At 72.0% G+C, this 25,888-nt stretch carries 24 protein-coding genes; 10 read left to right on the forward strand and 14 right to left on the reverse strand.

Going from position 1 to position 25,888, the window contains the following annotated elements; translation table 11 throughout:
• Nucleotides 1-2: 2 nt before the first annotated feature.
• Nucleotides 3-536: a MarR family winged helix-turn-helix transcriptional regulator gene (locus tag ACZ7CH_RS22900; protein ID WP_360396302.1), complete on the forward strand. Its 534-nt coding sequence runs from the start codon at nucleotides 3-5 to the stop codon at nucleotides 534-536.
• Here ACZ7CH_RS22900 and ACZ7CH_RS22905 read toward each other — a convergent pair.
• Entirely contained in the window at nucleotides 441-1,385 is a 945-nt protein-coding gene (locus tag ACZ7CH_RS22905; RefSeq protein ID WP_470371227.1) for a GlxA family transcriptional regulator, read from the reverse strand. The genes ACZ7CH_RS22900 and ACZ7CH_RS22905 overlap by 96 nt on opposite strands.
• A 70-nt stretch (nucleotides 1,386-1,455) precedes the next feature.
• Between ACZ7CH_RS22905 and ACZ7CH_RS22910 the strand changes: the two genes are divergently transcribed.
• Nucleotides 1,456-1,605, forward strand: a complete 150-nt coding sequence (locus tag ACZ7CH_RS22910; RefSeq protein ID WP_360396306.1) for a hypothetical protein — start codon at nucleotides 1,456-1,458, stop codon at nucleotides 1,603-1,605.
• On the opposite strand, the gene ACZ7CH_RS22915 is transcribed toward ACZ7CH_RS22910, so the two are convergent.
• Nucleotides 1,598-2,707 (reverse strand): citrate/2-methylcitrate synthase, encoded by a 1,110-nt coding sequence (locus ACZ7CH_RS22915; protein ID WP_470374791.1) that lies wholly within the window; start codon nucleotides 2,705-2,707, stop codon nucleotides 1,598-1,600. The two genes, ACZ7CH_RS22910 and ACZ7CH_RS22915, sit on opposite strands and share 8 nt — an antisense overlap.
• Nucleotides 2,708-2,748: 41 nt before the next feature.
• Here ACZ7CH_RS22915 and ACZ7CH_RS22920 point away from each other — a divergent pair, with 41 nt between their 5' ends.
• Nucleotides 2,749-3,876, forward strand: coding sequence for a citrate synthase (locus ACZ7CH_RS22920; RefSeq protein WP_470374792.1), 1,128 nt, complete (start codon nucleotides 2,749-2,751; stop codon nucleotides 3,874-3,876).
• 629 nt (nucleotides 3,877-4,505) lie between these two features.
• Here ACZ7CH_RS22920 and ACZ7CH_RS22925 read toward each other — a convergent pair.
• The 9 genes from ACZ7CH_RS22925 to ACZ7CH_RS22965 all read right to left on the reverse strand — a co-directional run bounded on the left by ACZ7CH_RS22925 (nucleotide 4,506) and on the right by ACZ7CH_RS22965 (nucleotide 15,036).
• The gene (locus ACZ7CH_RS22925; RefSeq protein ID WP_360396312.1) at nucleotides 4,506-6,212 is read right to left on the reverse strand and encodes a 1-deoxy-D-xylulose-5-phosphate synthase; all 1,707 of its coding nucleotides are present in this window, start codon (nucleotides 6,210-6,212) and stop codon (nucleotides 4,506-4,508) included.
• Nucleotides 6,202-7,143: a 4-hydroxy-3-methylbut-2-enyl diphosphate reductase gene (locus ACZ7CH_RS22930; protein WP_470374793.1), complete on the reverse strand. Its 942-nt coding sequence runs from the start codon at nucleotides 7,141-7,143 to the stop codon at nucleotides 6,202-6,204. The genes ACZ7CH_RS22925 and ACZ7CH_RS22930 overlap by 11 nt, the downstream gene beginning before the upstream one ends.
• 27 nt (nucleotides 7,144-7,170) lie before the next feature.
• Entirely contained in the window at nucleotides 7,171-8,229 is a 1,059-nt protein-coding gene (locus ACZ7CH_RS22935; RefSeq protein WP_360396316.1) for a family 2 encapsulin nanocompartment cargo protein polyprenyl transferase, read from the reverse strand.
• Nucleotides 8,230-8,231: 2 nt separating this feature from the next.
• Nucleotides 8,232-9,632, reverse strand: coding sequence for a family 2B encapsulin nanocompartment shell protein (locus tag ACZ7CH_RS22940; RefSeq protein ID WP_360396318.1), 1,401 nt, complete (start codon nucleotides 9,630-9,632; stop codon nucleotides 8,232-8,234).
• A 37-nt stretch (nucleotides 9,633-9,669) separates the two neighbouring features.
• Nucleotides 9,670-10,680 carry a terpene synthase family protein gene (locus tag ACZ7CH_RS22945; protein ID WP_360396320.1) on the reverse strand — a complete coding sequence of 337 codons (1,011 nt, stop codon included), beginning with the start codon at nucleotides 10,678-10,680 and terminating at the stop codon, nucleotides 9,670-9,672.
• Entirely contained in the window at nucleotides 10,673-11,752 is a 1,080-nt protein-coding gene (locus tag ACZ7CH_RS22950; RefSeq protein WP_470371222.1) for a terpene synthase family protein, read from the reverse strand. Before ACZ7CH_RS22950 ends, ACZ7CH_RS22945 begins: the two co-directional genes overlap by 8 nt.
• A gap of 3 nt (nucleotides 11,753-11,755) precedes the next feature.
• Nucleotides 11,756-13,162 (reverse strand): family 2B encapsulin nanocompartment shell protein, encoded by a 1,407-nt coding sequence (locus ACZ7CH_RS22955; protein ID WP_360396324.1) that lies wholly within the window; start codon nucleotides 13,160-13,162, stop codon nucleotides 11,756-11,758.
• Between the two features lie 402 nt (nucleotides 13,163-13,564).
• On the reverse strand, nucleotides 13,565-14,032 hold the full coding sequence (locus tag ACZ7CH_RS22960) for a heme-degrading domain-containing protein (protein WP_360396326.1): 468 nt from the start codon (nucleotides 14,030-14,032) through the stop codon (nucleotides 13,565-13,567).
• Nucleotides 14,029-15,036 carry a Gfo/Idh/MocA family protein gene (locus ACZ7CH_RS22965; protein WP_470374794.1) on the reverse strand — a complete coding sequence of 336 codons (1,008 nt, stop codon included), beginning with the start codon at nucleotides 15,034-15,036 and terminating at the stop codon, nucleotides 14,029-14,031. The genes ACZ7CH_RS22960 and ACZ7CH_RS22965 overlap by 4 nt, the downstream gene beginning before the upstream one ends.
• A gap of 37 nt (nucleotides 15,037-15,073) precedes the next feature.
• On the opposite strand from ACZ7CH_RS22965, the gene ACZ7CH_RS22970 reads away from it, so the two are divergent.
• The 7 genes from ACZ7CH_RS22970 to ACZ7CH_RS23000 all read left to right on the forward strand — a co-directional run bounded on the left by ACZ7CH_RS22970 (nucleotide 15,074) and on the right by ACZ7CH_RS23000 (nucleotide 20,646).
• Complete coding sequence (locus tag ACZ7CH_RS22970; RefSeq protein WP_470371220.1) at nucleotides 15,074-16,051, forward strand: ROK family transcriptional regulator; 978 nt, start codon at nucleotides 15,074-15,076, stop codon at nucleotides 16,049-16,051.
• 51 nt (nucleotides 16,052-16,102) lie between these two features.
• Nucleotides 16,103-16,498, forward strand: coding sequence for a GntR family transcriptional regulator (locus tag ACZ7CH_RS22975; protein ID WP_360396332.1), 396 nt, complete (start codon nucleotides 16,103-16,105; stop codon nucleotides 16,496-16,498).
• Nucleotides 16,495-17,394 (forward strand): ABC transporter ATP-binding protein, encoded by a 900-nt coding sequence (locus ACZ7CH_RS22980; RefSeq protein ID WP_458431325.1) that lies wholly within the window; start codon nucleotides 16,495-16,497, stop codon nucleotides 17,392-17,394. Before ACZ7CH_RS22975 ends, ACZ7CH_RS22980 begins: the two co-directional genes overlap by 4 nt.
• Nucleotides 17,391-18,356, forward strand: a complete 966-nt coding sequence (locus ACZ7CH_RS22985) for an ABC transporter permease subunit (protein ID WP_360396336.1) — start codon at nucleotides 17,391-17,393, stop codon at nucleotides 18,354-18,356. Before ACZ7CH_RS22980 ends, ACZ7CH_RS22985 begins: the two co-directional genes overlap by 4 nt.
• A 73-nt stretch (nucleotides 18,357-18,429) precedes the next feature.
• On the forward strand, nucleotides 18,430-19,221 hold the full coding sequence (locus ACZ7CH_RS22990; RefSeq protein WP_470371218.1) for a helix-turn-helix domain-containing protein: 792 nt from the start codon (nucleotides 18,430-18,432) through the stop codon (nucleotides 19,219-19,221).
• A gap of 4 nt (nucleotides 19,222-19,225) precedes the next feature.
• Nucleotides 19,226-19,624, forward strand: coding sequence for a VOC family protein (locus ACZ7CH_RS22995; protein WP_470374795.1), 399 nt, complete (start codon nucleotides 19,226-19,228; stop codon nucleotides 19,622-19,624).
• Nucleotides 19,625-19,905: 281 nt separating this feature from the next.
• On the forward strand, nucleotides 19,906-20,646 hold the full coding sequence (locus ACZ7CH_RS23000; RefSeq protein WP_470374796.1) for a class I SAM-dependent methyltransferase: 741 nt from the start codon (nucleotides 19,906-19,908) through the stop codon (nucleotides 20,644-20,646).
• Here ACZ7CH_RS23000 and ACZ7CH_RS23005 read toward each other — a convergent pair.
• The 3 genes from ACZ7CH_RS23005 to ACZ7CH_RS23015 form a co-directional block, all read right to left on the reverse strand.
• Nucleotides 20,643-22,304 (reverse strand): DEAD/DEAH box helicase, encoded by a 1,662-nt coding sequence (locus ACZ7CH_RS23005; protein WP_360396346.1) that lies wholly within the window; start codon nucleotides 22,302-22,304, stop codon nucleotides 20,643-20,645. The genes ACZ7CH_RS23000 and ACZ7CH_RS23005 overlap by 4 nt on opposite strands.
• Before the next feature lie 127 nt (nucleotides 22,305-22,431).
• Nucleotides 22,432-25,557: a phosphodiester glycosidase family protein gene (locus ACZ7CH_RS23010; protein WP_470374797.1), complete on the reverse strand. Its 3,126-nt coding sequence runs from the start codon at nucleotides 25,555-25,557 to the stop codon at nucleotides 22,432-22,434.
• Nucleotides 25,558-25,611: 54 nt separating this feature from the next.
• Complete coding sequence (locus ACZ7CH_RS23015; protein WP_470374798.1) at nucleotides 25,612-25,887, reverse strand: hypothetical protein; 276 nt, start codon at nucleotides 25,885-25,887, stop codon at nucleotides 25,612-25,614.
• Nucleotide 25,888 lies beyond the last annotated feature (1 nt).

The following is a 25,888-nucleotide window of genomic DNA, read 5'->3' on the forward strand; positions in this document are numbered from 1 at the left end:
GTGTGACCCGATGGCTTGAACCTGAACAACAGCTGGCGTGGCGTGCCTACGTCCGCATGCAAGGGGAGCTGAACGCCCACCTGAGCAGGCAGATGTCCGCCGACTCCGACATTTCCATGGCCGACTTCGCCGTGCTCGTCCAACTGACCGACACGCCGGACGAACGCGTGCGCGTGCTGGAGCTGGCCCGGTCGCTGAACTGGGAGAAGAGCCGCATCTCGCACCACCTCGGACGGATGGTGAAGCGCGGGCTCGTCGCCCGCGAGGGGTGCGCCAGCGACGGGCGCGGCTCCTACGTGGTGCTGACCCAGCAGGGCCGCGCGGCCATCGAGGCGGCGGCGCCCCGGCACGCCGAGACGGTCCACCACCTGGTGTTCGACCTGCTCGGTGACGAGGAGGTCGCGGCGCTGCGGTCGATCTCGGAGAAGATCTTCACGCGGTTAACGACAGGCGAATGTGCGGCGGTAGTCGCTCGGTGCGACGCCGACGACCCGGTGGAAGTGGTGGCGCAGGAGTGCGGCGGTGCCGAAGCCTGACCGGGTCGCCACCGCGTCGACGTCGAGGTCGGTCTCCTCGAGCAGCCGGCGCGCGTGCAGCACCCGTTGGAGTGACAGCCACTTGTTCGGCGTGGTGCCGGTCTCCGCGACGAACCTCCTGGCGAACGTCCGCTCGGACATGACGGCGAGCTTCGCCATCGACGCCACCGTGTGGTTGTCCGCGATCGTGTCGAGCACCTGCTCCAGCACCGGTTCGAGGCTGTCGGCCGAGCAGTCGGGGATGGGCAGCTCCACGAACTGCCGCTGACCGCCGTCGCGCTGCGGCGGCACGACCATCCTGCGCGCGATGGTCGTGGCGACCCTGGTGCCGAGCTCGCGGCGCACCAGGTGCAGGCAGGCGTCGATGCCGGCGGCCGTGCCCGCGCTGGTGATGATGTTGCCGTCGTCGACGAACAGCACGTCCGGGTCGACCTGGGCCCTGGGGAAGCGCTCCTGGAACGCCTTCGTCTCACGCCAGTGGGTGGTGCACCGGCGGTCGTCGAGCAGGCCCGCCTCGCCGAGGATGAACGCCCCGCTGCAGACGCTCAGCAGCGTCGCGTCGGTCTCGCGCAACGTCTTGAGCAGCTTCTCCGGGTAGGCCTCGCGGATCTTGGCCGCGGGCAGCGCGACCAGGTCGGCGTCGAGCAGGGCTTCGAAGCCGTGCTCCGGGGTGATGGAGACGCCGGGGACGTCCGTGTGCACCGGTTCGTTCGGGAGCTCGCCGCAGACCCGGAAGTCGATCAGCGGCACGCCCTCCTCGGTCCGGTCGACGCCGAACACCTCGCAGAGCACGCCGAACTCGAACGGCGCGACGCCGTTGATGAGCGGAACCGCCACCGATCGGAGCATGGCAGGATTTTAGCGCGCATCGTCAGATCTGCCACTGTTGGCGGGATTTTGTCGGCCGCAAACTTTCTACATGACTCTTGCAGCGATCCTCCTGGTAGTGGCAGTCCTCGCCGTCTGGCTCGACCGGCACCGCGACCGCAGTGCCGGCCTGGCGGGCTCCTCCGACGTCGTCGACCGCGACCGCATCCGCGTGCGCAACGACATCCGGTACCTCACTTGATGAGCGGCTGCGGTCCCGTGTAGCGGGCGATCGGGCGGATGATCTTCGTGTCCTCGGACTGTTCCAGGGCGTTGGCACACCACCCGATCACCCGGCTGCACGCGAACGTGGGCGTGAACATGTCGCGCGGGATCCCGCACTGCTCCATCACGACACCCGCGTAGAACTCGACGTTCGCGTACAGCTGCCGGCCCGGCTTGAGCTCGGCCAGCAGCTCGGTCACCCGGCGCTCGACCGTCGTTGCGAACTCCGTCAGCGGCGTCGGCCGCTCCAGCGCGATCTCCCTGAGCAGGCGTGCCCGCGGGTCCTCCGTCCGGTAGACGGCGTGACCGAAGCCCATGATCCGGTTGCCCTGCTCGATCTGCTCGCGCACCCAGGCGTCGACGTCGTCCGGCGAGCCGATGAGGTCGAGGCTCTCCAGCGCCCGGTCCGGCGCGCCACCGTGCAGCGGCCCGGAGAACGTGCCGATCGCCGCCGTCACCGCCGACACGACGTCAGCTCCCGAGCTCGCGACGACGCGTGCCGTGAACGTTGACGCGTTGAAGCCGTGGTCGATCGTCGCGATCAAGTACTGCTCGACTGCACGACTCGTCCACGTTGACGGCTCCTGTCCAGTCAACATGTACAGCCAGTTCGCCGACGTTGACAGCTCAACCCTGGGGTGGACGGGCTCAAGCCCGAGCTTGAGCCGGTGCAGTGCGGCCAGGATCGTCGGCGTCACAGCACACACGCGCAGCGCGTCGGCCCGGCGTGCCGCCATCGGCGCGTCCCACATCGGCTGCGACGGCAGCAACGACAACGCCGTCCGCAGCCCGGCCAGCGGCGTGACCCCGGCCTGCGCAATGGCGGGCAGCACGGCGGCGATGCCGTCGGGCAGCTCGCGCAGCTCCGCCGTCCGCCGTGCGAACAGCTCGCTCTCCGCCGCGTCCGGCAGCCGGCCCTCGGCGAACAGGAACCACACGTCCTCGAACGACCGGGTCCTGGCCAGCTCGATCGCGTCGTGCTCGCGGTAGTGGTAGTAGCCCGCGGCCCCGTTCACGTCCCCGATCAGGGTGGTGGTGACGACGACGTCCTTCAACCCTTTGGGTGCATCAATCAACATGGACAAGAGGCTCCGTCAACCTCCAGGTACAGTCAACGTTGATGGAATCAATGCTGACGACAACGCAGACAGCCCGCCGCCTCGGCGTGAAACCGGCGACGGTGTACGCCTACGTCAGCCGCGGCCTGCTGACCAGCACGAAGCTGAACCGCGCGAGCATGTTCGACGTCGCCGAGGTCGAGGCCCTGGCGCAGCGCACTGGTGCGCGCGGAGCAGTGGCCGCTGTGACCGATCGCATCCGCACCCGCATCTCCCTGCTGGAGCACGACCGGCTGTTCTACCGCGGCCGTTCCGCCGTCGAGCTGAGCGGGACGCGCCGCTTCGAGGACGTGGCGCAGTGGCTGTGGACCGCCGTGGAGACCACCGGTGTCGAGTTCCCCGAGGGCCAGGAGATCTGGATGGCCCTCCCCGACAGCGCGACCCTCACCGACCGCGTCCGCGTGGCAGTGGCCCTCGCCGGCGCCGGTGACCCGCTGCGCTTCGACCTCGACCGCGCCGTCTCGACCGCCAAGGCCCTGATCGCCGACGTCGTCGAGTCCCTCCCGCTCATCCAGCGCCCGCAGGGCACCGACATCGCCGAGCGCCTTTGGGCCCGCCTGTCACCCGAACCGCCCCAGCCCGCCGTCCTCAACGCGGCCCTGGTCCTGCTCGCCGACCACGACCTGGCCGTCTCCACGATGGCCGCCAGGGTCGCCGCCTCCGCCCGCGCCCACCCGTACGCCGTGGTGTCCGCGGGCCTCGGCGCCATGGAGGGCCAGAAGCACGGCACCGCCAGCACCCTCACCCACCGCTTCCTCCTGCAAGCCGCCCCCGACCCGATGGCCGCGGTGGCCGAACGCCTGCGCGCAGGCGAGCCGATCCCCGGCTTCGGCCACGCCGTCTACGAACGCCACGACCCCCGTGCCGACCACCTGCTCGCCCTCCTGCGCACCCACGGCGACGCCGACCTGGTGGCGGACCGCGTCATCGCCACCCAGCCACTCACGTTCCCGAACGTCGACCTGGCCCTCGCCCAGCTCGGCGTCACGTTCCAGATGTCCCCCGACGCCGGCGAGGCGATCTTCGCCATCGCCCGGATCGTCGGCTGGATCGCGCACGCGATCGAGGAGTACGCCGAGCCGGGACTGCGGTTCCGGACGCTGGGCGTGTACACGGGCGATCGCCCGTAGCCGCCCGGCGCAACCGTCGCGGTAGCCGCCGGGCCAGCTGGCGAGCTAACTGCCGGGACAGTTTCGGAGCAGCCGTCGGGGCTGACGCCAGGCAGCTGCCGGGCGTGGGTGCGCGGCACGGGCGTCGGGGCGCGCAGTTGGGCACGGCACCGGGCGCTGGACGGTGCGGTTGGGCACGGACGCTAGGCAGTGCGCTTGCATGTCGGCGGCGAGCCGGTGGGCGCGCCTCGCCTGCACCGTTGCTCGTGTCGCCCCGGCCCGACGCGGCCGCTGTCAGCTCGTGCTGCGCTGGCCGCATCGCCGTGCTTGCGCCGCTCCGCCCGCCTGCTCGCCCCGCTGCGACTGCGTCACGCGGGCGACGCGTCGCCCGCGCCGCGTCGCCCGCGCTCTCTTACGCCGCGCTGACGATGCCACTCCGTTCGTGCCGCCCCGCCTGCCTGCGCTGCCCAGCCCGCCCACGCCGCCCAGCCTGCTCCGCGCCGCTCCGCCCGCGCCACGCTGGCCGCGTCGCGCTGCTTGCTCCCCGCCGCGCTACCGCCCTGCTTGCTCCACGCCGCCCTGCCTGCACCACGCCGCGCCGCGCCGCGTGGGGGCGGGTGCGGTCGGCCTTGCGTTCGCGGCGCGGGTGGTCAGCGCACGCCGAGGCGCTTCAGCACGCTCGTCGTGATGCCCGCGGCGTCCAGGCCGTGGGCGCGCAGGATGCGAGCGCGGGAGTCGTGCGGCAGGAAGCGCGGGGGCAGGGCGAACGTCGCCACGCACGTCGGGCCGCCTGCCAGCGCCTGGCCCAGGCGGGCGCCCAGCGCGCCTGTCGAGGTGGTGTCCTCCACGGCCAGCACCAGGCGGAAACCGCTGCTGTACTTCACGAGGTGCGGGTCCAGCGGCGCGGTCCAGCGCGGGTCGACGACCGTGACGCGGACGTCGTGTGCGGCCAACTCCTCCGCGGCTGCGAGGCACGGGCCGGCGAGCGGGCCGACCGCGACCAGCAGGACGTCGGCGTCCGGGGTCTCGTGCAGCACGTCGAAGTGGCCCACCCGCCGCACCGCGGGCACGTCGGGGCCGGCGGACGCCTTCGGGTAGCGCACGACCGTCGGGCCGTCGGAGACGTCGACCGCCTCGCGCAGCAACGCGGCCAGCGACGCCGGGTCCCGTGGTGCGGCCAGGCGCAGGCCCGGCACGACGGGCAGCACGGAGGCGTCCCACATGCCGTGGTGCGAGGCACCGTCCGGGCCCGTGACACCCGCGCGGTCGAGCACGAACGTCACCGGCAACCGGTGCAGCGCCACGTCCATCAGCAGCTGGTCGAAGGCGCGTGACAGGAACGTCGCGTAGACGGCCACCACCGGGTGCAGGCCGCCCATCGCCATGCCCGCCGCCGACGTCACGGCGTGCTGCTCGGCGATGCCGACGTCGAACACCCGGGACGGGAAGCGCGCAGAGAACGGCCGCAGACCGACGGGTTCGAGCATCGCCGCGGTCACGCACACCACGTCGGGCCGGTCGGCGCCGATCGCCACGATCTCGTCGGAGAACACGTCGGTCCACGTGCGCGCCGAGGTGGTACCGGCCGCGCCGACCGCGTGCATGCGGTCCGCCTCGTCGGCCTCGGCCGCGTCGTACCCCTTGCCCTTCACCGTCCTGCAGTGCACGACCACGGGACGGCCCAGCGACTTGGCCTCCCACAGGGCGTTCTCGACGGCGTGCACGTCGTGCCCGTCGACCTCGCCGAGGTAGGCCAGGCCCAGCGCCTCGAACAGGCAGCGCGCCGTGCCGTCGAGCAACGACGCCGCGAGACCGCCGGCCGTCGGGTCGTAGGAACGGCCGTTGTCGTTCAGCAGCACCACGACCGGCCGCGACGACCCGCCGATGTTGTTCAGCGCCTCCCAGCACATGCCGCCGGTCAGCGCGCCGTCACCGACGACCGCCACCACCCGCCGGTCCACGCCGCCGAGCTCGAACGCCTTCGCCAGACCGTCCGCATAGGACAGTGCGGTGGAGGCGTGCGAGTTCTCGACGACGTCGTGCGCCGACTCGGCCGCGGACGGGTAGCCGGACAGGCCACCGGCCTGCCGCAGCGAGTCGAAGTCGGCGCGGCGGCCGGTCAGCAGCTTGTGCACGTACGACTGGTGCCCGGTGTCGAACAGCACGACGTCGACCGGGGACGAGAACACCCGGTGCACCGCGATCGTCAGCTCCACCGCGCCCAGGTTCGGGCCGAGGTGCCCGCCGGTGCGGTGCACCTTGGCGATGAGGAACGACCGGATCTCCGCGGCCAGCCGCGCCAGCTCGGACGAGGACAGCGCCCGCACGTCCGCGGGCGAGGTGATGTCAGCCAGCACGGCGCACCGCCAGCGGCAGTGTGAACGAGATCGTCTCGGTCGCCGTCGTGTGCGTGGACACCGACACCGTGCCCAGCGCCTCCAACGCCGCCACCACCTCGTCGACCAGCTCCGGTGGCGCCGACGCACCCGCCGACAGGCCCACCGTCGTCACGCCCTTCAGCCACGCCGGATCGATCTCCGAGGCGTCGTCGACCAGGTGCGCCGGGGTGCCGGTGCGGGCCGCGAGCTCCACCATCCGCACCGAGTTCGACGAGTTGCGCGACCCCACCACGAGCACGAGGTCGGACTGCGCGGCCACCTCCCGGATCGCGATCTGCCGGTTGGTGGTGGCGTAGCAGATGTCGTCCGAACCGGGACCGCGCACGTGCGGGAACCGCCGCCGCAGCGCCGCGACCACCTCGGACGTCTCGTCGACCGCCAGCGTCGTCTGCGTCAGGTACGACACCGGCCCGGTGATCTCCAGCGCCTCGACGTCGGCGACGGTCTCCACGAGCACCATCCGGTCGGGCGCCTCGCCCAGCGTGCCCTCGACCTCCTCGTGCCCGGCGTGTCCGATGAGGACGATCGTGTCACCGCGGGCGGCGAACCGCCGCGCCTCCGCGTGCACCTTGGTCACCAGCGGGCAGGTCGCGTCCAGCACCTCCAGCGACCGCTCCGCGGCCTCGGCCCGCACAGCGGGGGAGACGCCGTGCGCGGAGAAGACGGCCGTGGCACCGGGCGGCACCTCCGACAGCTCCTCCACGAACACGGCGCCGCGGGCCTCCAGACCGCGCACCACGTGGACGTTGTGCACGATCTGCTTGCGCACGTAGATCGGGCCACCGCGCTGGTCGAGCAGTCGTTCCACGATCTCGACGGCCCGCTCCACCCCGGCGCAGAACGACCGGGGTGAGGCGAGCAGCACCGAACGCGGCGGGTGTTCCGTCATCGGGCGCCTTCCGGGGAAGAGGGGCGGTCAGTGGTCTCGGTGGGTGACCAGCTGGGCGAGCGTGCCGAGCTCCACGGCCGCCCGCGCGGCCGGCGAGGACTCGCCCAGGTGCAGCAACGCCCGCGTGTGCAGCTCGTCGGCCTGCTCCTGGCTCCACGCCCGCCCGCCGGCGGAGTCGACCAGCGAGGCCGCGAGCGCCAGCTCGGCCGCAGACAGCTCGCCCGCCCGGAAGTACAGCGCCGCCAGCTGCTCCGATGCGGGCGTGCCGGCCGTGAGCGCCCGCACCACCGGCAGCGACTTCTTGCGGCTGTGCAGGTCGGTGTGCGCGGCCTTGCCCGTCACCGCCGGGTCGCCCCAGATGCCGAGCAGGTCGTCCACGTGCTGGAACGCGAGCCCGAGCTGGGTGCCGTAGCCGCGCAGCGACTCGACCTGCCCGTCGGTCCCGCCGCCGTACAGCGCGCCCAGCGCGGTCGAGGCACCCAGCAACGCGCCGGTCTTGCCCAGCGCCATCGTGACCACCTCGGGCACCACCACGTCCGTGCGGTTCTCGAAGTCGAGGTCGTGCGCCTGCCCGTCGAGCAACGCGACGACCGCGTCGCCCAGCAGCCGGATCGCCTCCAGCGCCCGCGGGTGCCCGGACGCCGCGAGGACGTCCACCGCGAGCGCCTGCAGCGCGTCACCGGCCAGGATCGCCGCGTTGACGCCGAACACGGTCCACGCCGTGGCGCGGTGGCGGCGGGTCTCGTCACCGTCCATCACGTCGTCGTGCAGCAGCGAGAAGTTGTGGATCAGCTCCACCGCCACCGCCGCCGGGATGGCGGCCGCCGCCTTGCCGCCGACGGCCTCGGCCGCCAGCAGCACCATCGCCGGCCGGATCGCCTTGCCGCTGTTCTCCAGCACCGGGTTGCCGTGCTCGTCGCGCCACCCGAAGTGGTACTCGGCGATCACGCGCATCGACTCGGGCAGCTGACTGACGGCCCTGCGCAGAGCCGGGGTCACCAGGCTCCGGCTCCACGCGAGCACCTCGCCCGCAGGGCGTCCCGCGGCGAGCCGTTCGGTGCTGGGGGAGGACATCTCCGCTGTCATCGCTAGAGACCGATCTCCACGTTCTCCAGCACGCCCAGCGCGTCCGGCACGAGAACGGCGGCCGAGTAGTAGGTCGACACCAGGTACTTGAGCATCGCGTGCTCGTCGACGCCCATGAACCGCACGTTCAGGCCGGGCTCGTACTCGTCGGGGATGCCGGTCTGGCGCAGGCCGACGACGCCCTGCTTCTCCTCGCCCAGGCGCATCGCGATGATCGACGTCGTGCCGTTCTTGCTGACCGGGATCTTGTCGCACGGCGCGATGGGCACGCCCCGCCACGTCTGCATCGGCTTGCCCTCCACCACGGCCGTCGGCGTGTAGAGGCCGCGCTCGGACAGCTGCCGGCCGAACGCCGCGATCGCCCTGGGGTGGGCCAGGATCAGCTTCGTGTTGCGGCGCCGGGAGATCAGCTCGTCCATGTCGTCCGGCGTGACCGGTCCGGACCTGGTGCTGAGCCGCTGCTTGAGGTCGGCGTTGTGCAGCAGGCCGAACTCCCGGTTGTTGATCAGCTCGTGCTCCTGCCGCTCGCGCAGGGCCTCGATGGTGAGCCGCAGCTGGTGCTCGACCTGGTCCATCGGCTGGCTGTAGAGGTCGGCGACGCGGGTGTGCACGCGCAGGACCGTCTGCGCCACCGACAGCTCGTACTCGCGCGGCCGCAGCTCGTAGTCGACGAACGTGCCGGGCAGCACCGGTTCGCCGTCGTGGCCGGAGGCGATGTCGATCTCGGCCTCGCCGTGCTTGTTCTGCGGGTTCGTCGGGTGCGCGAGCTGCTGCTCGATGTGCGTGCGCAACGGCTCGACCTGCTGGTTGAGCTGGTTGAACACCGAGCGCGGCAGCTCGACCACGGTCGTGTGGGTGAGCGCGCGGGCGGTGAAGCTCCACGCCACCTCGGCACCGGACAGCACCTCGTTGTCACCGAAGTGCTCACCGTCGGCCACGGTGCCCAGCGCCACGTCGTCGCCGAACTTGCCGCGACCGGTCTTGGCGACCTTGCCGTGCGCGATGACGACGATGGTGTCCACCGGGGTGCCGCGCTCGGCGATCACCTCGCCCGGCTGGTACTCGCGCTGCTCGAACCGGCTCGCGAGGGCCACCAGCGAGTCCTCGTCCTCGAACCCGCGCAGCAGCGGGAACTCGGCCAGCTCCTGCGGCACCGGGCGCACCTCGGAACCGACGCTGGTGAACGTGACCCGGCCGTCGCCGATCGCGAACGTGAGCCGCCGGTTGACCCGGAAGGCACCACCCTTGGCCTCGACCCACGGCAGCAGTCGCAGCAGCCACCGCGGGGAGATGCCCTGCATCTGCGGCGCGGACTTGGTGGTCGACGAGAGGTTGCGGGCGGCTGCCCTGGAAAGGCTCAGCTGCTTGTCGTCGACCCCGAGACCCGGATCGGTAACAGTCACTGCGAGTCCTGCCAATCTTGTTCAGCGGGAGGAGGGATCAGCGGACCAGCACCGCGGCGGTGCCGAGTCCGGACGGCGCGTGGAACGACCGTCGGGTGGGGGTGGTGGTGGGGCGGTAGCGGCCGGAGCGCTGCGTCCACAGCAGCTCACCGGCCAGCCACGACCGCATGGCCTCGGCGTACCGGGACAGCCCGGCCGTCGCCTCGGCGTCGAGGTCGTACTCGGTGGCCAGGGCAGGCAGCTCGGCCATGATCGTGCCGATCTGCCGCAGCCGCGCCGAGATCAGGTCGCCCACGAGGTCCACGGCCTGCTGCAACTCGCAGTCGAAGAACTGCCGCACCGCCAGCACCGCGCTGGTCGTGCTGCCGCCGGTGGCGTGCACGCGGTCGTGGTTGAAGAGGTCCATCCGCAGCGACGGGACGTCGCCGAACGAGTCGACCAGCGCCCTCATCGTGGAGTTGCGCAGCAGCTCCTCCGGCAGGTCGGCACGGGCGGCCTTGCGCACGAGCCGGGCCGACAGCTCGCCCATGATCGACCTGCGGCGCATCTCCACCAGGTCTACCGGGTCGGGAACACGGCCCTGGACGGTGTTGTGCAGCTCCCACAGCAGTGCGTCGAGGTAGTCGAGCAGCATCGCGCGGTCGGCCTCGTCGGGGGTGCCGCGGGACAGCAGGTCCGCGAGCCCCCTCTCGGCCGGGTTCACCGCCGGCACCGACGGGTCCGCGAGCACCGCCTTCAGCCGGGCGGCGAACGCCCGGCCGCCCGCGAGGTTGCGCGGCCGCAGGAAGCCGTCGAGGAACGCGTCGTCGACGTAGAAGCCCCAGACGCCCCAGTCGTTGACGTACCGCAGCTCCTCGGCCGGCAGCGCCGGGAACGCCAGCGGCGTGAAGCCGCCGTAGTCCGCGGCGTCGTAGAACGCCTCCGTCCACGGCGAACCGGTGAACATGCCCATGTCCCGCGCCCACGCCCTGCTGTGCTGCCGGACGCGGTCCACGTGCGGCGAAAGCCGTGCCGCGTAAGGCATCTCGAACTCGGGAAGCTCAACCACGGGCCACCCCGAGCCACGCGCCGGACGTGCCCAGGCCGGTCGGCCCGCGCAGGATCGTGCGGAAGAACGCGCTGTTGCCCGCACCCGAGTCGGACTTGGTGTAGCGACCGGCGTGCAGGTGCCACTCGTGGCCCCCGGACTGCCAGTCCTGCAGCCCCTTCACGTACTTCAGCACGCGGGCCTGCTCGGACGGGTCGGTCCCGTGCTCGGCGAACAGCACCGGCAGCTCGGTGAACACGGTGTTCTCGAACTGGTGCAGGCGGGAGGTGAGCAGCTTGTTCACCGCCTCGACCGCCGTCTGCGTGTCGTGGCCGAAGAACTTCTCGAACACCAGCACACCGTTGGAGTTCTCGCCCTCGCGCAACACTTCCCGCTCGTAGGAGAAGATGTCGTTGCGCAGGTGGATCGCGTCGGAGAACGTGTCGGAGAGGACCCGCAGCGGGCGGGTGCCCGCGATGGACGCGGGCACCTCGGCAGCTTCGGAGACCTCCACCAGGTTCGCCGACCAGGGCGCGCCGCCGACCTTGCGGCGCATCTCGATGTACTCGATCGGGTTGGCGACCGTGCCGCTCTCGATGTTCTTGATCTCCCACATGCACTCGAGCAGCAGGTTGTGGGTGCTCGTGGTGAACCGGCGCCGCCAGTCCTGCGACATCAGCGGAATCGTCCGCTGCCACAGGTCGACGAGACCGCGCTCGGTCGGGTTCTGCGGCTCCGGCCACGGATCGGTGCCGTTGAGCGGCATGAACGCCGGCAGCCGGTCCAGGTAGGCCTTCGCCCCCGCCACGTCCTTGGTCTGCTTGAACTCCGCGAAGAACTCGTCGTCGAAGTAGAAGACCCAGACGTACCAGTCGGTGATGAGGTCGAGGACGTCCGCGGGGGCGTCGGGGTGGGTCCACGCGCACATGAACCCGTAGTCGTCGCCCGCGAGGACCTCCTCGGTCCACACCCCGGTGTCGAGCATCCCCATGTCCCGCGCCCACTGCGTGGAGTGGACGCGGGCCCGTTCGAGGTGCGGGTTCATCCGCGCCGGGTGCGGCACGTAGAACTCCGGCATGGTGAAGGAGGCCAAGACCTACCCCTCGCGACCGAGCTCGACGTGCTCCAGCACGCCGATCGCGTCCGGCACCATGATGGCGGCGGAGTAGTAGGCGCTGACCAGGTAGTTGATGATCGCCTGGTCGTTGATGCCCATGAACCGCACCGACAGGCCCGGCTGGTACTCGTCGGGGATGCCGGTCTGGTGCAGGCCGATGACGCCCTGGTTCTGCTCGCCGACGCGCATGAGCATCACCGACGACGTGCGGGTGTCCGAGATGGGGATCTTGTTGCACGGCAGCACCGGGATGCCGCGCCAGGCAGGCACCTGCTGGCCGTTGAAGTCGATGTGCTGCGGGTAGACGCCGCGCTTGTTGCACTCGCGGCCGAACGCGGCGATGGTGCGCGGGTGGGCCAGGAAGTACGAGGGGTCCTTCCACACCACCGAGAGCAGGTCGTCGAAGTCGTCCGGGGTCGGCGGGCCGGTGCGGGTGTGGATGCGCTGCTTGAGGTCGGCGTTGTGCAGCAGGCCGAACGACCGGTTGTTGACGATCTCGTGTTCCTGGCGTTCGCGCAGGGCCTCGATCGTGAGCCGCAGCTGCTGCTCGACCTGGTCCATCGGGTGGTTGTAGAGGTCCGCGACGCGGGTGTGGACCTGCAGCACGGTCTGCGCGACGCTCAGCTCGTACTCGCGCGGCGAGAGCTCGTAGTCGACGAACGTGCCGGGCAGCACCGGCTCGCCGTCGTGGCCGGCCGCCATGTCGATCTCGGCCTCGCCGTGCTTGTTCTGCGGCTTGTTGCGGCTGTTGTAGGCCTGCTGGATGTGCGCGCGCAGGCCGCCGGCCTCACCGTTGAGGGCCTGGAAGTCCTCCCACGACAGGGTCAGGACGGTGACCGGGGTGACCGCCTTCGCGGTGTACTCCCACTCGCCCTGCGGCCCGGCGAGCACGGTCTCGCCGAAGTACTCGCCGTCGGCGAGGTTGCCCAGGACGGTCTGGCCGCCGTACTCGCCGGTGCCGACCTTGTCGACCTTGCCGTGCGCGATCAGCACGACCTGGTCCTTCGGGCGGCCCTGCTCGACGATGACGTCGCCGACGCGGTACTCGCGCTGCTGGAACCGACCGGCCAGCGCGGCCAGCACGGCGTCGTCGTCGAACCCGCGCAGCAGCGCGAGCTCCGTGAGCTCCATCGGGATGACCCGGATCTCGGAGCCGGTGTTGGTGAACGAGACGCGGCCGTCGCCCAGCGTGTAGGTGAGGCGCCGGTTGACGCGGTAGGCGCCACCCGCCGCCTGCACCCAGGGCAGCACCTTGAGCAGCCAGCGGGAGGTGATTCCCTGCATCTGGGGTACGGACTTGGTGGTCGTGGCCAGATTACGAGCGGCGGCCGTACCCAAACTCAGCTGCTGACGGCCCTCATTGAGGTCAGAATCCGTCACAGTCACAACCTGCACCCACCTATCTCAATGCGCTGATGGACCAATCCGACAAAGGCCGGAATGGACGTTAGTTCTCGCGGATGAGAAGTGGGAAGCGGCCAAGAAGGCGACATTCGGGTGGGTGGTTTACGCCTATGGGTGCTACGCAGGGTACAACTTCTGCCGTACCGGCGATCGTGGTATCGGCAGAAGAGTGAAGAGGCTTGATTCTTCGGAGTTCCGAAGCTGTCACTCGTTTGGTCCTGTAAGACCACTCCATTGTGGTATTGGTGGACGGCAGTACCCTGCTATATGAAACCGCTTCGAATGCAATCGAAATCCACCCGAAGCGGTGTGCGTCAATGCCACTCCCGGGAACTCGTCGCACACTGCGGCGAAAACCCGGTTTTGGGCCGGACGTCATTCGTGCTATTGCGCTCCCGCGGCGTTCAGGAAAGCTTCCAGCTGGCTGACGACGAACGCGTGGTCCTCGGCCTGCGGCAGGCCGGACACGCCGACCGTGCCCACCGGCCCCGTGCCGCGGACGATCACGGGGAACACGCCGCCGTGCGCCGCGTACCGGTCGGGGTCGAGCCGTGACGCCGCCTCGAACGTCGTGCCCTTCTCCCGGAACGACGTGCCCACCTGGAACGAGCTGTGGCCGAACAGCTCGACCACGCGGGCCTTGCGCTCCAGCCACCGGTCGTTGTTCGGCGCGGTGCCGGGCAGGGAGGCGTGGAACAGGCGGTGCCCGCCACGGCACACCGAGATCGCAATGGGCAGGCCCTGCTCGCGAGCCGCCCTGAGCAGGTGCAGGCCCAGCTCGATCGCGGTGTCGTTGTCGAAGGAGCCGAACTGCAGCCGTTCTTCTTGCGCCAAGAGCTCTTCGCTGGTCACAGGGTCACCACCCGGTTGTCGTGTGCGGACGTGAAAGCGGCCTCGATGACCTGCAGCGCGTGCACGGCCCCTGCCGGGTCGACCGGGATCCGCCCGGCCTGCAGCTCGCGGTAGAAGTGCTGGTAGGCGCCGTGTTCGAGGGGCACCTCGGTGGCGTCGCCGAGCACGCCGAGCCGGCCGGTGCGGGGCTCCGCGCCCCAGTCCGGGTCCGTCGGGCGGCCACCGGCGGCGAGCGCGTCCTCCTGCCCGTCCAGGCCGTCGACGACGAACGCGCCCTCGCTGCCCAGGACGCGGAACCTCGGCCCGTGGTGGGCGGCGTGCGCGTTGGCCCACAGGTGCGAGCGGACGCCGTTCTCGTGCGTCAGCGCCACGAACACGTCGTCGTCGACCCGCACGCCGGGGCGGCGCAGGTCGAGCTCGGCGTAGACGTGCCGGACCGGCCCGAACAGCTCCAGGGCCTGGTCGACGAGGTGGGCGCCGAGGTCGTAGAGCAGCCCGCCGGCCTCCTCCGGCGCACCCCGCTCGCGCCAGTTGTCCCAGACCTCGGGCACCCAGCGCTCGAAGCGGGACTCGAACCGGCGGACCTCACCCAGCCGCCCGACGACCTCCCGGACGGTCAGGAAGTCGCTGTCCCAGCGGCGGTTCTGGAAGACCGTCAGCGGCACGCCCTTCGCGCGGGCCGCGTCGACCAGCTCCCGCGCCTCGCTGCTCGTGGGTGCGAACGGCTTGTCGACGACGACCGCGACGCCCTTCTCGACCGCCCGCCGCGCGTACTCCACGTGCGTCCGGTTCGGCGTCGCGACCACCACCAGGTCGAGGTCCATGGCGAACAGCTCGTCCGCGGTGACGATCCGCGCCCCGGGGTGGTCGGCGCGCGCCTGCGCCTGCCGCTCCGGGTTCGCCGTCACGACCGCGGCGAGCTCCATGCCCTCGGTCGAGGTGATGAGCGGGGCGTGGAAGACGCGTCCCGCGATGCCGTACCCCAGCAGTCCTGCCCGTGTCATGGTCCCGATTAAAGCAACGCTGTTGCATAATTGCCAGGTGGACCTCGCCGCAGTGCGCTCGCACAACGACCGGACAGTGCTCGGGCTCGTGCGCTCAGGGGCTCTGAGCAGGGCCGACATCGCCGACCGCGCCGGGCTGACCCCGCAGGCGGTGTCGAAGATCGTGGCACGGCTCCTGGCGGCCGGCCTGCTGGAGGAGACCGGCACCGTGCGCGGCGGCGGTCGCGGCAAGCCCCGGACGTCGCTGCGGCTGCGCGCCGACGGTGCCTGCGCCTACGGCGCGTACGTCGACCGCGACGAGCTGCGGGTCGTGCGCCTCGACCTCACCGGCGCGCAGGTGTCGTCGTCGGTCGTGCCCCTCGCGCCGATGTTCGCGCCCGCGGACGTGCTGGACGCGCTCGCGCCGCTGGTCGAGCCGGGCGGGAACGTGCTGGGCCTGGGCATCGCCATCGCGGGCCCGCTCGACTTCCGCGACGGGGTGGTGTCCCCGAACGGGCTGCCCGGCTGGTCGGCGGTGCCGTTGCGGGTGCTGGCCGAGGAACGGCTGGGACTGCCCGTGGTGGTCGACAAGGACACGAACGCGGCCGTGCTCGCCGAGGCGTGGGCCCGGCCGTTGCGCGACGCGGCACTGGTGTTCGCCGGCACCGGCCTGGGCATGGGTCTGCTGCTCGGCGGCGAGGTGCACCGCGGCGCGCGGTCGGGGGCGGGCGAGTTCGGGCACACCACGATCCAGCTCGACGGCCCGCTGTGCGTGTGCGGGCGGCGCGGGTGCGTGGAGGCGGTGCACAACGCGGCGGTGTCCGGGACGGAGGCGGCACGGGTGCTCGCGGCCGCGGTGGTGAACCTGGTGCAGCTGCTGGACCTCGACCAGATCGTCCTCAGTGGACGGCGGGTCCTGGAGTCGCCGGAGCTGTACCTGCGGGCACTGGCCGGTGTGGACGTGAGCGTGTCGGCGCACGGCCCGGACCTCGTGCCCGTCGGCGCCGCGCTGCTCGTGCTGGACGAGCTGTTCTAGCGAGCCCCTTACTGCTTTACTATGGTACTAGCAAAGCAGTAAGGAGCTCCCGTGTTCGTCTTCCGGCTCGACACCCACTCCGGCGTGCCGCCGTACCTGCAGCTCGTCCAGCAGGTGCGCCAGGCGGTGCTGCTGGGCTTCCTCCACCCCGGTGACCGCCTCCCGCTCATCCGCGAGGTGGTCGAGGACCTGGCCATCAACCCGAACACCGTCGCCAAGGCGTACCGGCAGATGGAGCAGGAGGGCCTGGTCACCGGCCGGCCCGGCCAGGGCACGTTCGTCAACGAGCAGCAGTCGCCCGTGATGCCCGCCTCGACGTACACGTCGCTGCGCCGCGGCCTGGCGACCTGGCTGCGCCGTGCCTACGCGGCGGGCCTCGACGAGCAGGCGGTCACCGCGCTGCTCACCTCGGTGCACCAGCAGGTCAGGAACGAGGACGTGGCGTGACGGCAGCCGGGTTTGCGCTGCGCACCGACGGTGTCGGCAAGAGGTACCGGAAGGGCTGGGCGCTGCGCGACTGCACCCTGTCCCTGCCCGCGGGCGGCGTGATCGCCCTGGTCGGGCCGAACGGCGCGGGCAAGACCACGTTGCTGCGGCTGGTCGTCGGGTTGCTGGCGCCGAGCACCGGCACGGTGGAGGTCCTCGGCCACGACGTCACCGCCAGCACCCCGCACACCCTGTCCAGGATCGGGTTCCTGGCCCAGGACCACCCGCTGTACAAGCGGTTCACCGTCGCCGAGATGCTCCGCTTCGGCCGGACCTGCAACCTGCGGTTCGACCAAGGGCTGGCCGAACGCCGGCTGGCGGCGCTGGGCATCCCGCTCGACCGCAGGACCGGCACGCTCTCCGGCGGGCAGCAGGCCCAGGTCGCGCTGGCACTGGCACTGGCGAAGCGGCCGGACCTGCTCGTGCTCGACGAGCCGGTGGCGAGCCTCGACCCGCTGGCCCGGCGCGAGTTCCTCCAAGTCCTCATGGGCGCGGTGGCCGAAGGAGGCGTGACCGTCCTGTTCTCGTCCCACGTCGTGCACGAGCTGGAACGCGTCTGCGACCACCTGGTCGTGCTCAACCAGGGCCGGGTCACGCTCACCGGCGACATCGACACCCTGCTCGCCGAGCACCGGCTGCTCGTCGGCCCGCGCACGGCCACCGACCTCGACCGGGCCGGCACCGTCGTGGAGGCCGTCCACAGCGACCGGCACACGACCCTGCTGGTCCGCGACGGCGGGCTCCCGGTCGCGCCGGGGTGGCAGGCCCGGCCGGTCGCGCTGGAGGACCTGGTGCTCGCGTACCTGAGCCGGCCGTCGGAGCCGGGTGCCGCGGTCACGCCGGTGGGGGCGTCATGACGTGGTTGCTCTGGCGCCAGCACCGGACCGAGGTCTGCGTCCTGGGCCTGCTCGTCGGCGCGTTCGGCATCGCCCTGCTCGTGCTCGGGACGCAGGCCCACGACCTGTTCCCCGGCGGTCCCGCCCGGTGCGAGGGGCAGGCCGGTGTCAGCGATGCCTGCACGGCCGCGTTCCGCCGGCTCGACGACGAGTACGGGTTCGTCGAGAACCTCCTGGCCGCCTTCTACCTGGTCCCCGTCGTCATCGGCGCGTTCCTCGGGGCGCCGCTGCTCGCGCGCGAACTGGAGGACGGCACCTGGCAGCTCGCCTGGACGCAGGCCGTGCCGCGGATGCGCTGGCTCGCGGCCAAGCTCCTCGCACTGGCCGGCGTCACCGTCGCGCTCACCGGCCTGTTCACCGCGGTGCTCACGTGGTTCCGCCGGCCGTTCGACGCGTGGGAGGGGCGGTTCCAGTACGACGCCTTCGACCTGCAGGGGCTCGTCCCGGTGGCGTACGCGCTGTTCGCGTTCGGCGTGGCCACCGCCGCCGGTGCGGTCCTGCGGCGCAGCCTGCCCGCGTTCGGCGTCGCGTTCGGTGCGTTCCTCGCCGCCCGGATGTCGGTGGCGCTGCTGGCCCGTCCCGCGTACGCCACACCGCTCACCGCCACGAAACCGGTCCCCGTCGGCGGTTCCCAGGACCGGGCCGCACCCGGCTTCGCCGACTGGACGGTCGAGCGCGGCTACGCGGACGCCACCGGGCGCAGGCTGAGCTCCACCGAGTACCTCGCACTGGAGGACAGCGCCGACCGGGCCGGCACCAACCTCAACCAGTTCCTGCACGAGCGGGGCGTCCAGCGGTTCGAGGTCTACCACCCCGCCGACCGGTTCTGGACGTTCCAGCTCATCGAGTCGGCCCTGTTCGCGACCGTCGCGGCGGTCCTGCTCGGCGTGGTGGTGTGGCGGGTGCGGCGCCGCCTGCTCTAGACCCCGCATCCCCCTTGCAGATGCCGGGGCAGGCAGGGAGGGGGAGGAGTGCGGCGGTGCTTACCATTGGGGCGTGGACGTCGAGCACGTCGTCGGGCTGCCGCACCCGCGGCTGCGGCCGTTCGTGACGCGGTACTCCGGCTACCGGATGCGGACCGCGCCCGGCACCCACCGCGGCCTGCCCTCGCGGTCGCTCACGCTCGTCGTCACCCTGGACGGCACGGTCGACCTGCCGGAGGGCCGCTTCTCCGCGTTGTGCGGCGGGCTGCACGACGAGGCCGTGCTCATCACCCACGACGGGTTCCAGCACGGCGTGCAGTGCGACCTCACGCCACTGGGCGCACGGGCGTTGTTCGGGGTGCCCGCGGGGGAGCTGGCCGGGGTGTCCGTCGGGCTGGACGCGCTCGACGCGCCCGCCGGGGAGCTGCGCGAGCGCTTGCGGGCCGCACCGACGTGGCTGGACCGGTTCGCGCACCTGGACCGGGTGCTCGGCGGGCTGCTGCGGCCGGTGCGGCAGCAGGTGGAGGTGGCGTGGGCGTGGCAGCGGCTCGCCGACGGCGCCGGGGTCGGTGCCATCGCCGCGGAGGTCGGGTGGAGCCGCCAGCACCTCAGCGCCCGCTTCGCCGCCGAGTACGGGCTCACGCCGAAGGTCGCGAGCCGGGTGATGCGGTTCGAGCGGGCGAACCGGATGCTGCGCGGCGAACGCAGGCCCACGCTCACCGAGGTGGCCGCCGCCTGCGGGTACGCCGACCAGGCGCACCTCAACCGGGACTGGCGGGCGCTGTGCGGGGCCACGCCCACCGAGTGGATCACGGCCGAGCTTCCATTCGTCCAAGGCAGCGAGGGCCCGCACGTCGCAAGGTAGTCCCATGACGACACCCGCACCCACCTGCTGGCCCACGCTGACCTACCGGGACGCACCCGCCGCGATCCGGTTCCTGGTCGAGGGCTTCGGTTTCCGCGAACACCTCGTCGTGCCGGGGCTGGCCGACGGCGAGGTCGTGCACTGCGAGCTGGTCTGGCCCGAGGGCGGCGGCGTGATGCTCGGATCCGCGCAGCGGTCCGCCGGCGAGCCAGGGGCGACCGCCGCCGGCCGCGCGTCCGTGTACGTGGTGACCGACCGCCCGGACGAGATCCACGCCCAGGCTTTGGCGCACGGCGCGACGGAGATCCGCGGGCTGCGCGACGAGGACTACGGGTCGCGCGGCTTCACCGTGGCTGATTCCGAGGGCAACCGCTGGAGCTTCGGCACCTATCGCGGCGCCTGACGCAACCCGCCGCACCGGTCGCGGAGTGTCCTGGGGTCAGCTCGGTGGACCAGACCGTGCTCCGGGCCTACCGCCTGCGGGACTGAATCGGGTGACTAGGCCGGACGGTCGCTGGAGTTGCGTCTCAAAGGCGTAACCGGGCGGTCGTTCGGTCGTTGTCCTCGCTGCGGCACCTGTCCGGGGCAGTGCACGGGACGATGAGGACGCGGGCGTCTCGCGCACGGGCAGGTGCCGCTGTATTCGGTGGCCGGCACCGGCCCGATGTGGTGGCATCTGCGGTCATGGGGTTCGAGGAGCTGGTCGCCGAGGGGGCGGCGGTACCGCTGGAGGGCTGGGACTTCTCCTGGTTCGACGGCCGTGCCACCGAGGAACGACCGCCGTGGGGCTACGCGGGGCTGATCGCCGAACGGCTGGCGCGGGTCGGGACCGCGCTGGACCTGCAGACCGGCGGGGGAGAGGTCACGGCGTCCGCGCCGGTCAAGCCGCCGGTGCTGGTGGCCACCGAGTCGTGGGCGCCGAACGCCGCCGTGGCGCGGCGGAACCTGCCCGGCGCCGCAGTGCTGCGGGTGCCGGACGAGGGGCCGTTGCCGTTCCGGGACGCCGCGTTCGACCTCGTCCTCAGCCGCCACCCGGTCGTGACGCCGTGGGCCGAGGTCGCGCGGGTCCTGCGGCCCGGTGGCACCTACCTGTCGCAGCAGATCGGGGCCGGCACGAACCGCGAGCTCACCGACTTCATGATGGGGCCGCAGCCGGTCAGTCAGGCGCGCAGCACCGAGAGCGCGCGGCGGGACGCCGAGGCCGCCGGGCTGGAGGTGCTGCGGCTCGAACCCGTGGCGCTGCGGGTGGCGTTCTTCGACGTCGGCGCGGTGGTGCACTTCCTGCGCAAGGTCCTGTGGACCGTTCCCGGCTTCACCGTCGAGGGGTACCGGGAACGGCTCAAGGCGATGCACGAGCACATCGAGGCGCACGGCGAGTTCGCGTGCACCTCGACGCGCTTCCTGGTAGAAGCCCGCCGGCCCTAGCGGGGCTGGCGCTCCCGGCGCACGGTCACGCGCTTGCCCTTGATCGTCGCGTCGCGCAGCTGCGTGATCACGTCGTTCGCGGCCTCGCCGGGCACCTCGACCAGCGAGAACCGGTCCGCGATCTCGATCGCGCCGATCTCGCGGCCCTTCAGGCCGGTCTCACCGGTGATCGCGCCCACGATGTCCTGCGGGCGGATGCCCGACGAGCGGCCGGCACCCAGGAACAGGCGGGTCATGCCCTCGGACGGGCCGCGGCGCTCCCGGCGGGGACCGGCGGGGGCACCGTCGCGGCGCGGGCGGTCCTCGCGCGGGCGGACCTCGGGGATCTCCTCCTCGTCCGCGGCGGCACCGGAGGCCTCGTGCGCGAGCTTCACGGCGGCGAGCGCGATCTCCATCACGTCGAACTCGTCGGCCAGCGTCTCGACCACGACGCGGAAGCGCGACAGGTCGTCCTCGAGCAGCGACTCGTGCAGTGACGAGCGGGTGAGCTCCAGCTGGCGGGCGCGCAGGTCGGCGACCGTCGGCACCTTCTCGACCGGGATCTTGGTCTTGGTGACCCGCTCGATCGTCTTCAGCATCGAGTTCTCGCGCGGCTCGACCAGCGTGATCGCCACGCCCTCGCGGCCCGCGCGGCCGACGCGGCCGATGCGGTGGGTGTAGGCCTCGGGCGCGGACGGCACGTTGTAGTTCACGACGTGCGTGAGCTGCTCGATGTCGAGACCGCGTGCGGCGACGTCCGTGGCCACCAGCAGGTCGGCCGTGCCGGAGCGCAGTCGCGCCATGACCCGGTCGCGCTGCTCCTGGCTGATGCCGCCGTGCAGCGACTCGGCGCGGTAGCCGCGGCCGTTCAGCGTCTCGGTGAGCTGGTCGACCTCGTCGCGCGTGCGGCAGAAGACGACGGCGGCGGTCGGCGACTCGACGTCCAGCACGCGGCCGAGCGCGGCCGGCTTGTGCTCGCGGCGCACCAGGTACGCGGTCTGCCGCACCCGCGGCGCCTCGCCCGGCTGGGTCTTCTCGCGCTCGATCTGGATCAGCTCGGGGCTGCGCAGGTGGCTCTTCGCCATGCGGTCGATGCGCGGCGGCATCGTCGCGGAGAACAGCACCGTCTGCCGGTCGGCCGGGGTCTCGGTGAGGATCGCGTCGATGTCCTCCGCGAAGCCCATGTCGAGCATCTCGTCGGCCTCGTCGAGGACCACGATCCGCAGCGCGTCGAGCTGCAGCGTGCCGCGTCCCAAGTGGTCGATGGCACGGCCGGGGGTGGCGACCACCACGTCGACACCGCGGGACAGCTCCCGCAGCTGCCGCCCGATCGGCTGGCCGCCGTAGATCGGCAGCACCCGCGTGCCCAGGTGCCGGCCGTAGCGGTGCACCGCCTCCGACACCTGCACCGCCAGCTCACGGGTCGGGGCGAGCACCAGCGCGAGCGGCTTGTCGCTCTTGCCGATCTGGTCGGCGATGCGTTCGAGCAGCGGCAACGCGAACGCCGCCGTCTTGCCGGTACCGGTGGCCGCCTGGCCGAGCAGGTCACGGCCCGCCAGCAACGGTGGGATGGCTTCGCTCTGGATCGGCGTCGGCTCCTCGTAGCCCAGCGTGGTGAGCGCGTTGAGGATGTCGGGCCGCAGCCCCAGGTCGGCGAAACCGTTGTCGGCGGTGGTCATGGCGCACATCTTCCCTTACCGGCGGTTGCCACACCCGACTAGGTCCGCTGGTCGGCACCGGAGCGGGAAGTGAGAGAATCACCCCGAGGCCGTGCGCACCTGCCGCCGGCCCCGGGGTGGTGCGCCGCTACCGGCGCCGCACCGAGATCCCCGCTCGCGCTACGACACCGTTCACCGCGACCGCGATCTCCACCTGTCCAGACCGGACAGCCGTGAGCACGTGGGTCTCCGGGTCGAACCACGCCACGTGCCACGGCCGCAGCCCCTGCGCCCCGCCGACGTGCAGGGAGCGGGAGCCGGTCCAGGTCGCGGCCATCGGGTAGTCGAGCCGGACGGTCCGGTCGCCCTGCGCGATGGTGGGCTCGATCCGCACCTGGCCGCGCACGGTCGCGGGTGCGTTGAGCGCCAACGAGTCCACGTGCGGCCGGATCTCCGCCCGCACGCCGTGCTCGCCGACGCCCACCAGCGTCCAGCCGGTGAACCCGCCGACCTCGGCCGGTGCCTTGCCGGAGTTGCCGTTGACCACGTAGTGGACGCCGTCCACTTCGGACGCGAAGAACCCGCCGACGTGGCCGCCGATGAACGTGGCCCTGCCGTTCTCCGCCAGCAGCCGTTCGAAGTACCGCGCCTCCAGCGGGTCGGCCAGCTGGCTGGTGCGCGCGGGCGTCGGGTCGCGCGGCGGGTGGTGCATCAGCACGACCGTGTGACCGGGCGCGGTGCCGAGCGCGCGGCCGAGCATCTCGACCTGGTCGGTTCCGCCGCCCCTGAGCGTGCCGGTCGACGAGTCGAGCAGCACGAACCGGGTGCCCCGGTGGTCGAACGTGCGGTGGGTCGCCCCGAACTCGCGCCGGAACCCGTCGATCGTGCCCGGTCCCATGACCTCGTGGTTGCCCGGCACGTAGTACCAGGGGAGGTCGCCGAGCTCCTCGGTCAACACCCTGCGGGCGAACGCGAGGTCGGCGGGGGAGGCCTCGTCGACCAGGTCGCCGTTGACGACGACGAACTCGGCACCGGAGGCCCTGATCTCCCGCAGGGTCCTGCGCGCCGCCCGCACCAGGGCGCTGTCCGGAGCCCTCGCCACGAACTGCGCGTCGGACATGACCGCGAACCGCCAGCCCGTGGCGGGGCCGATGACCTCCTCGCGCGGTTCGGCGACCGGTGGGAGCGCGACCGCGGGCGGCACCCGAGCGGTGATGTCGTCCACGACCACCTCGCCCCGGTACGAGCGGTCCGCTCTCGTCTCGATCGCGTAGAAGCGGGTGACCGCGATCGGGAACTCCAGCTCGCCCGGCACCGGGACGGAGAGCCGCTGCCAGCCGGTCCAGGTGATGTGCGGGCCGTAGAGGGAGCGGGACTGGCCGCTCGCGTCGGTGACCGTGAACGCCGTCCACTCGCCCCGTGCGCTGCCGTGCACCCACGCGGAGAGCTCCAGCGGTTGTCCGTTGACCCGCAACGGTTTCGGCGGCACCGCGTAGGCCGTGCGGGTGCCGGTCGACCTCGTGAAGTCGTAGCTCAGCCGGAGGCCGGTGCCGGTGTGGCCGGCGGGCTCGGGTGCGGCGGAACCGGTGGCGCGCGCCGACCCGAAGCTCCACTGCGGAGCGTCGTCGAACGGGGCGAGCAGCTCGTCGGCCGCGCCGACGGTGACGGCCGTCACCGCCTCCCTGCCCTGCGCCCGTGCCCTGATCGTGGTCGCGCCGGGCTTCTTCGCGACGACCTGGAGGTCGGGCGTGACGTCGACGACCGAGCGGTCGTAGTCCAGGTCGAGGTCGGCGCGTTCGATCGGCGCGCTGTAGCCGGCGGCGTCGAACCCGTTGATGCGCAGCGGTTTCCGCCCGTCCGGCGCGAGACTGATCCGCTGTTCCGCCGGGGCGAGCCGCGCGAGCTCGCCGAGCACGGTGAGGCCGACCGTCTTGTGTGTCGAACCTTTGTGGACGGTGAACGAAGCCTTGCCGGGGCGCTGTGCCGCGTGGAAGGTGTCGCCGACCGCCCACCCGCCGGTGGCGCGCGTGAGGTGCGGGCTCGTGGCCGGTCCGAACGTCTCGTCGTGGCCGCGGACGGTGATCCTGCGGGTGAGACCGGGGAACACCCGCTGGTCGGCCGGCTGGACGTGGAACCCGGTGAGCCGCCCCGAGCCCGGCGGCGCGTAGAGCGCGAGCCCGTTGGCCACCGGGCGTTCCGCGCCGTCCGACGGGGTGTTGACCACCTTGAGCGCGGTGCTGCCCGGTTCCCGCGCGAGCATGGTCGACGACCCGCCGCCGTCGAGGTTGAGCGCGTTGTGCGCACCCAGCTCGATCATCGTGTCGGCCAGGTCGCGCAGGTCCAGGCCCGGCAGGTGCGCACCCTGCCGCCCGTCGACGGTGAGCAGCACCATCTTCCTGCCGTCCCGCGAGAAGCCGACCGCCGTGCGCGGGTGGAGCGCGTCCACCGGAGCGACGTTCCTGCCGTCCTTCACCAGCAGCTGCCGCCCGCCGATGGCCGTGACGGGCTCGCTGCCGTCGCTGGTCCGGCTCGCGTAGGTGACCTCGACCCGGTCACCCGGCTTGAGCTGCCGGAGCACGCCCGCACCCCGGTCGCGGCCGACGAGCACGTACCCGCTGATGGGCCGGTCACCCGGCGCACCGACCTCCTCGACGACATCGCCGGAAACCCTGACCTCGGCCGTGTCCGCGGCACCCTGCACGGCCCGCGCCCTGGAGTAGCCGCCCCACAACGGGGTGAACACGCCGATGCCGTCGACGTCGATCTGCGCGCTGTTGAGCTGCGTGATCCGGTGGACGCCGTTCAACGTGCCCTCGAAGAACGTCTCCATGACGCTCCCGACCCCGGCCGCGTCGATGCCGACAGCGCGCCCGTGCCCGGACTTGACGAGCCGCCCGTCCCGGACGCCGACGCCTTCGGGCGCGTTGGAGTTGCCGATGTCGAAGAAGTCCCCGTTGACCGCCGCGACCGCCCTCGGCGTCTGCAGCGAGAGCGGCCGGGCCGCGCTCACCGAGCCGGCGTCGACGTACCCCACCCCGGTGCCGCCGGTGAGGTCGACCGTCATGGCGTCACCGCGGGTCCACCCGCCGGGGCGGTACCAGTCGAAGGAGCTGAGCGTGACGCCGGGGGCGACCGGTGTGGTGGTCCGTTCCGTCTCGATGTGACCGCCGATGCCGGCATGGGCCGGGGCGGGCGCCAGGACGGCGGTGGGCGTCAGGAAGGCGGGCGTCAGGAGGGCCGCGGCGACCATCACCGGCAGTGCGCGTCTCGTCACAGTTCGCGACCATAGACCGGTGCGGTGAAGATCCGCCTGACGGACCGCGCCCGGTCACCCGGCCCGGCGCACTTCTTCGTCCGGTGCACGGTCTTCCGGAACTGTCCGCAGCTCGTTCGCCTCGGCCAGGTACAGGTGCCCGAGGTCGATGAGCAACGTGCCGAGCTCCTCGAAGTGCGCCGCCCGTTCCGGGTCCGGTGCCGTTCCACAGGTCAGCAGCATGTGGCGGGCGAGCAGCTCGCCGAACTCCGGGTGCGTTCCCACCACCTCGCGGGAGAGGCGGGACAGCGACGTGCGCAGCAGGTCCTCGGTCAGAACGTCGACGGCCACG

This window comes from Lentzea sp. NPDC037011 (assembly GCF_055607425.1).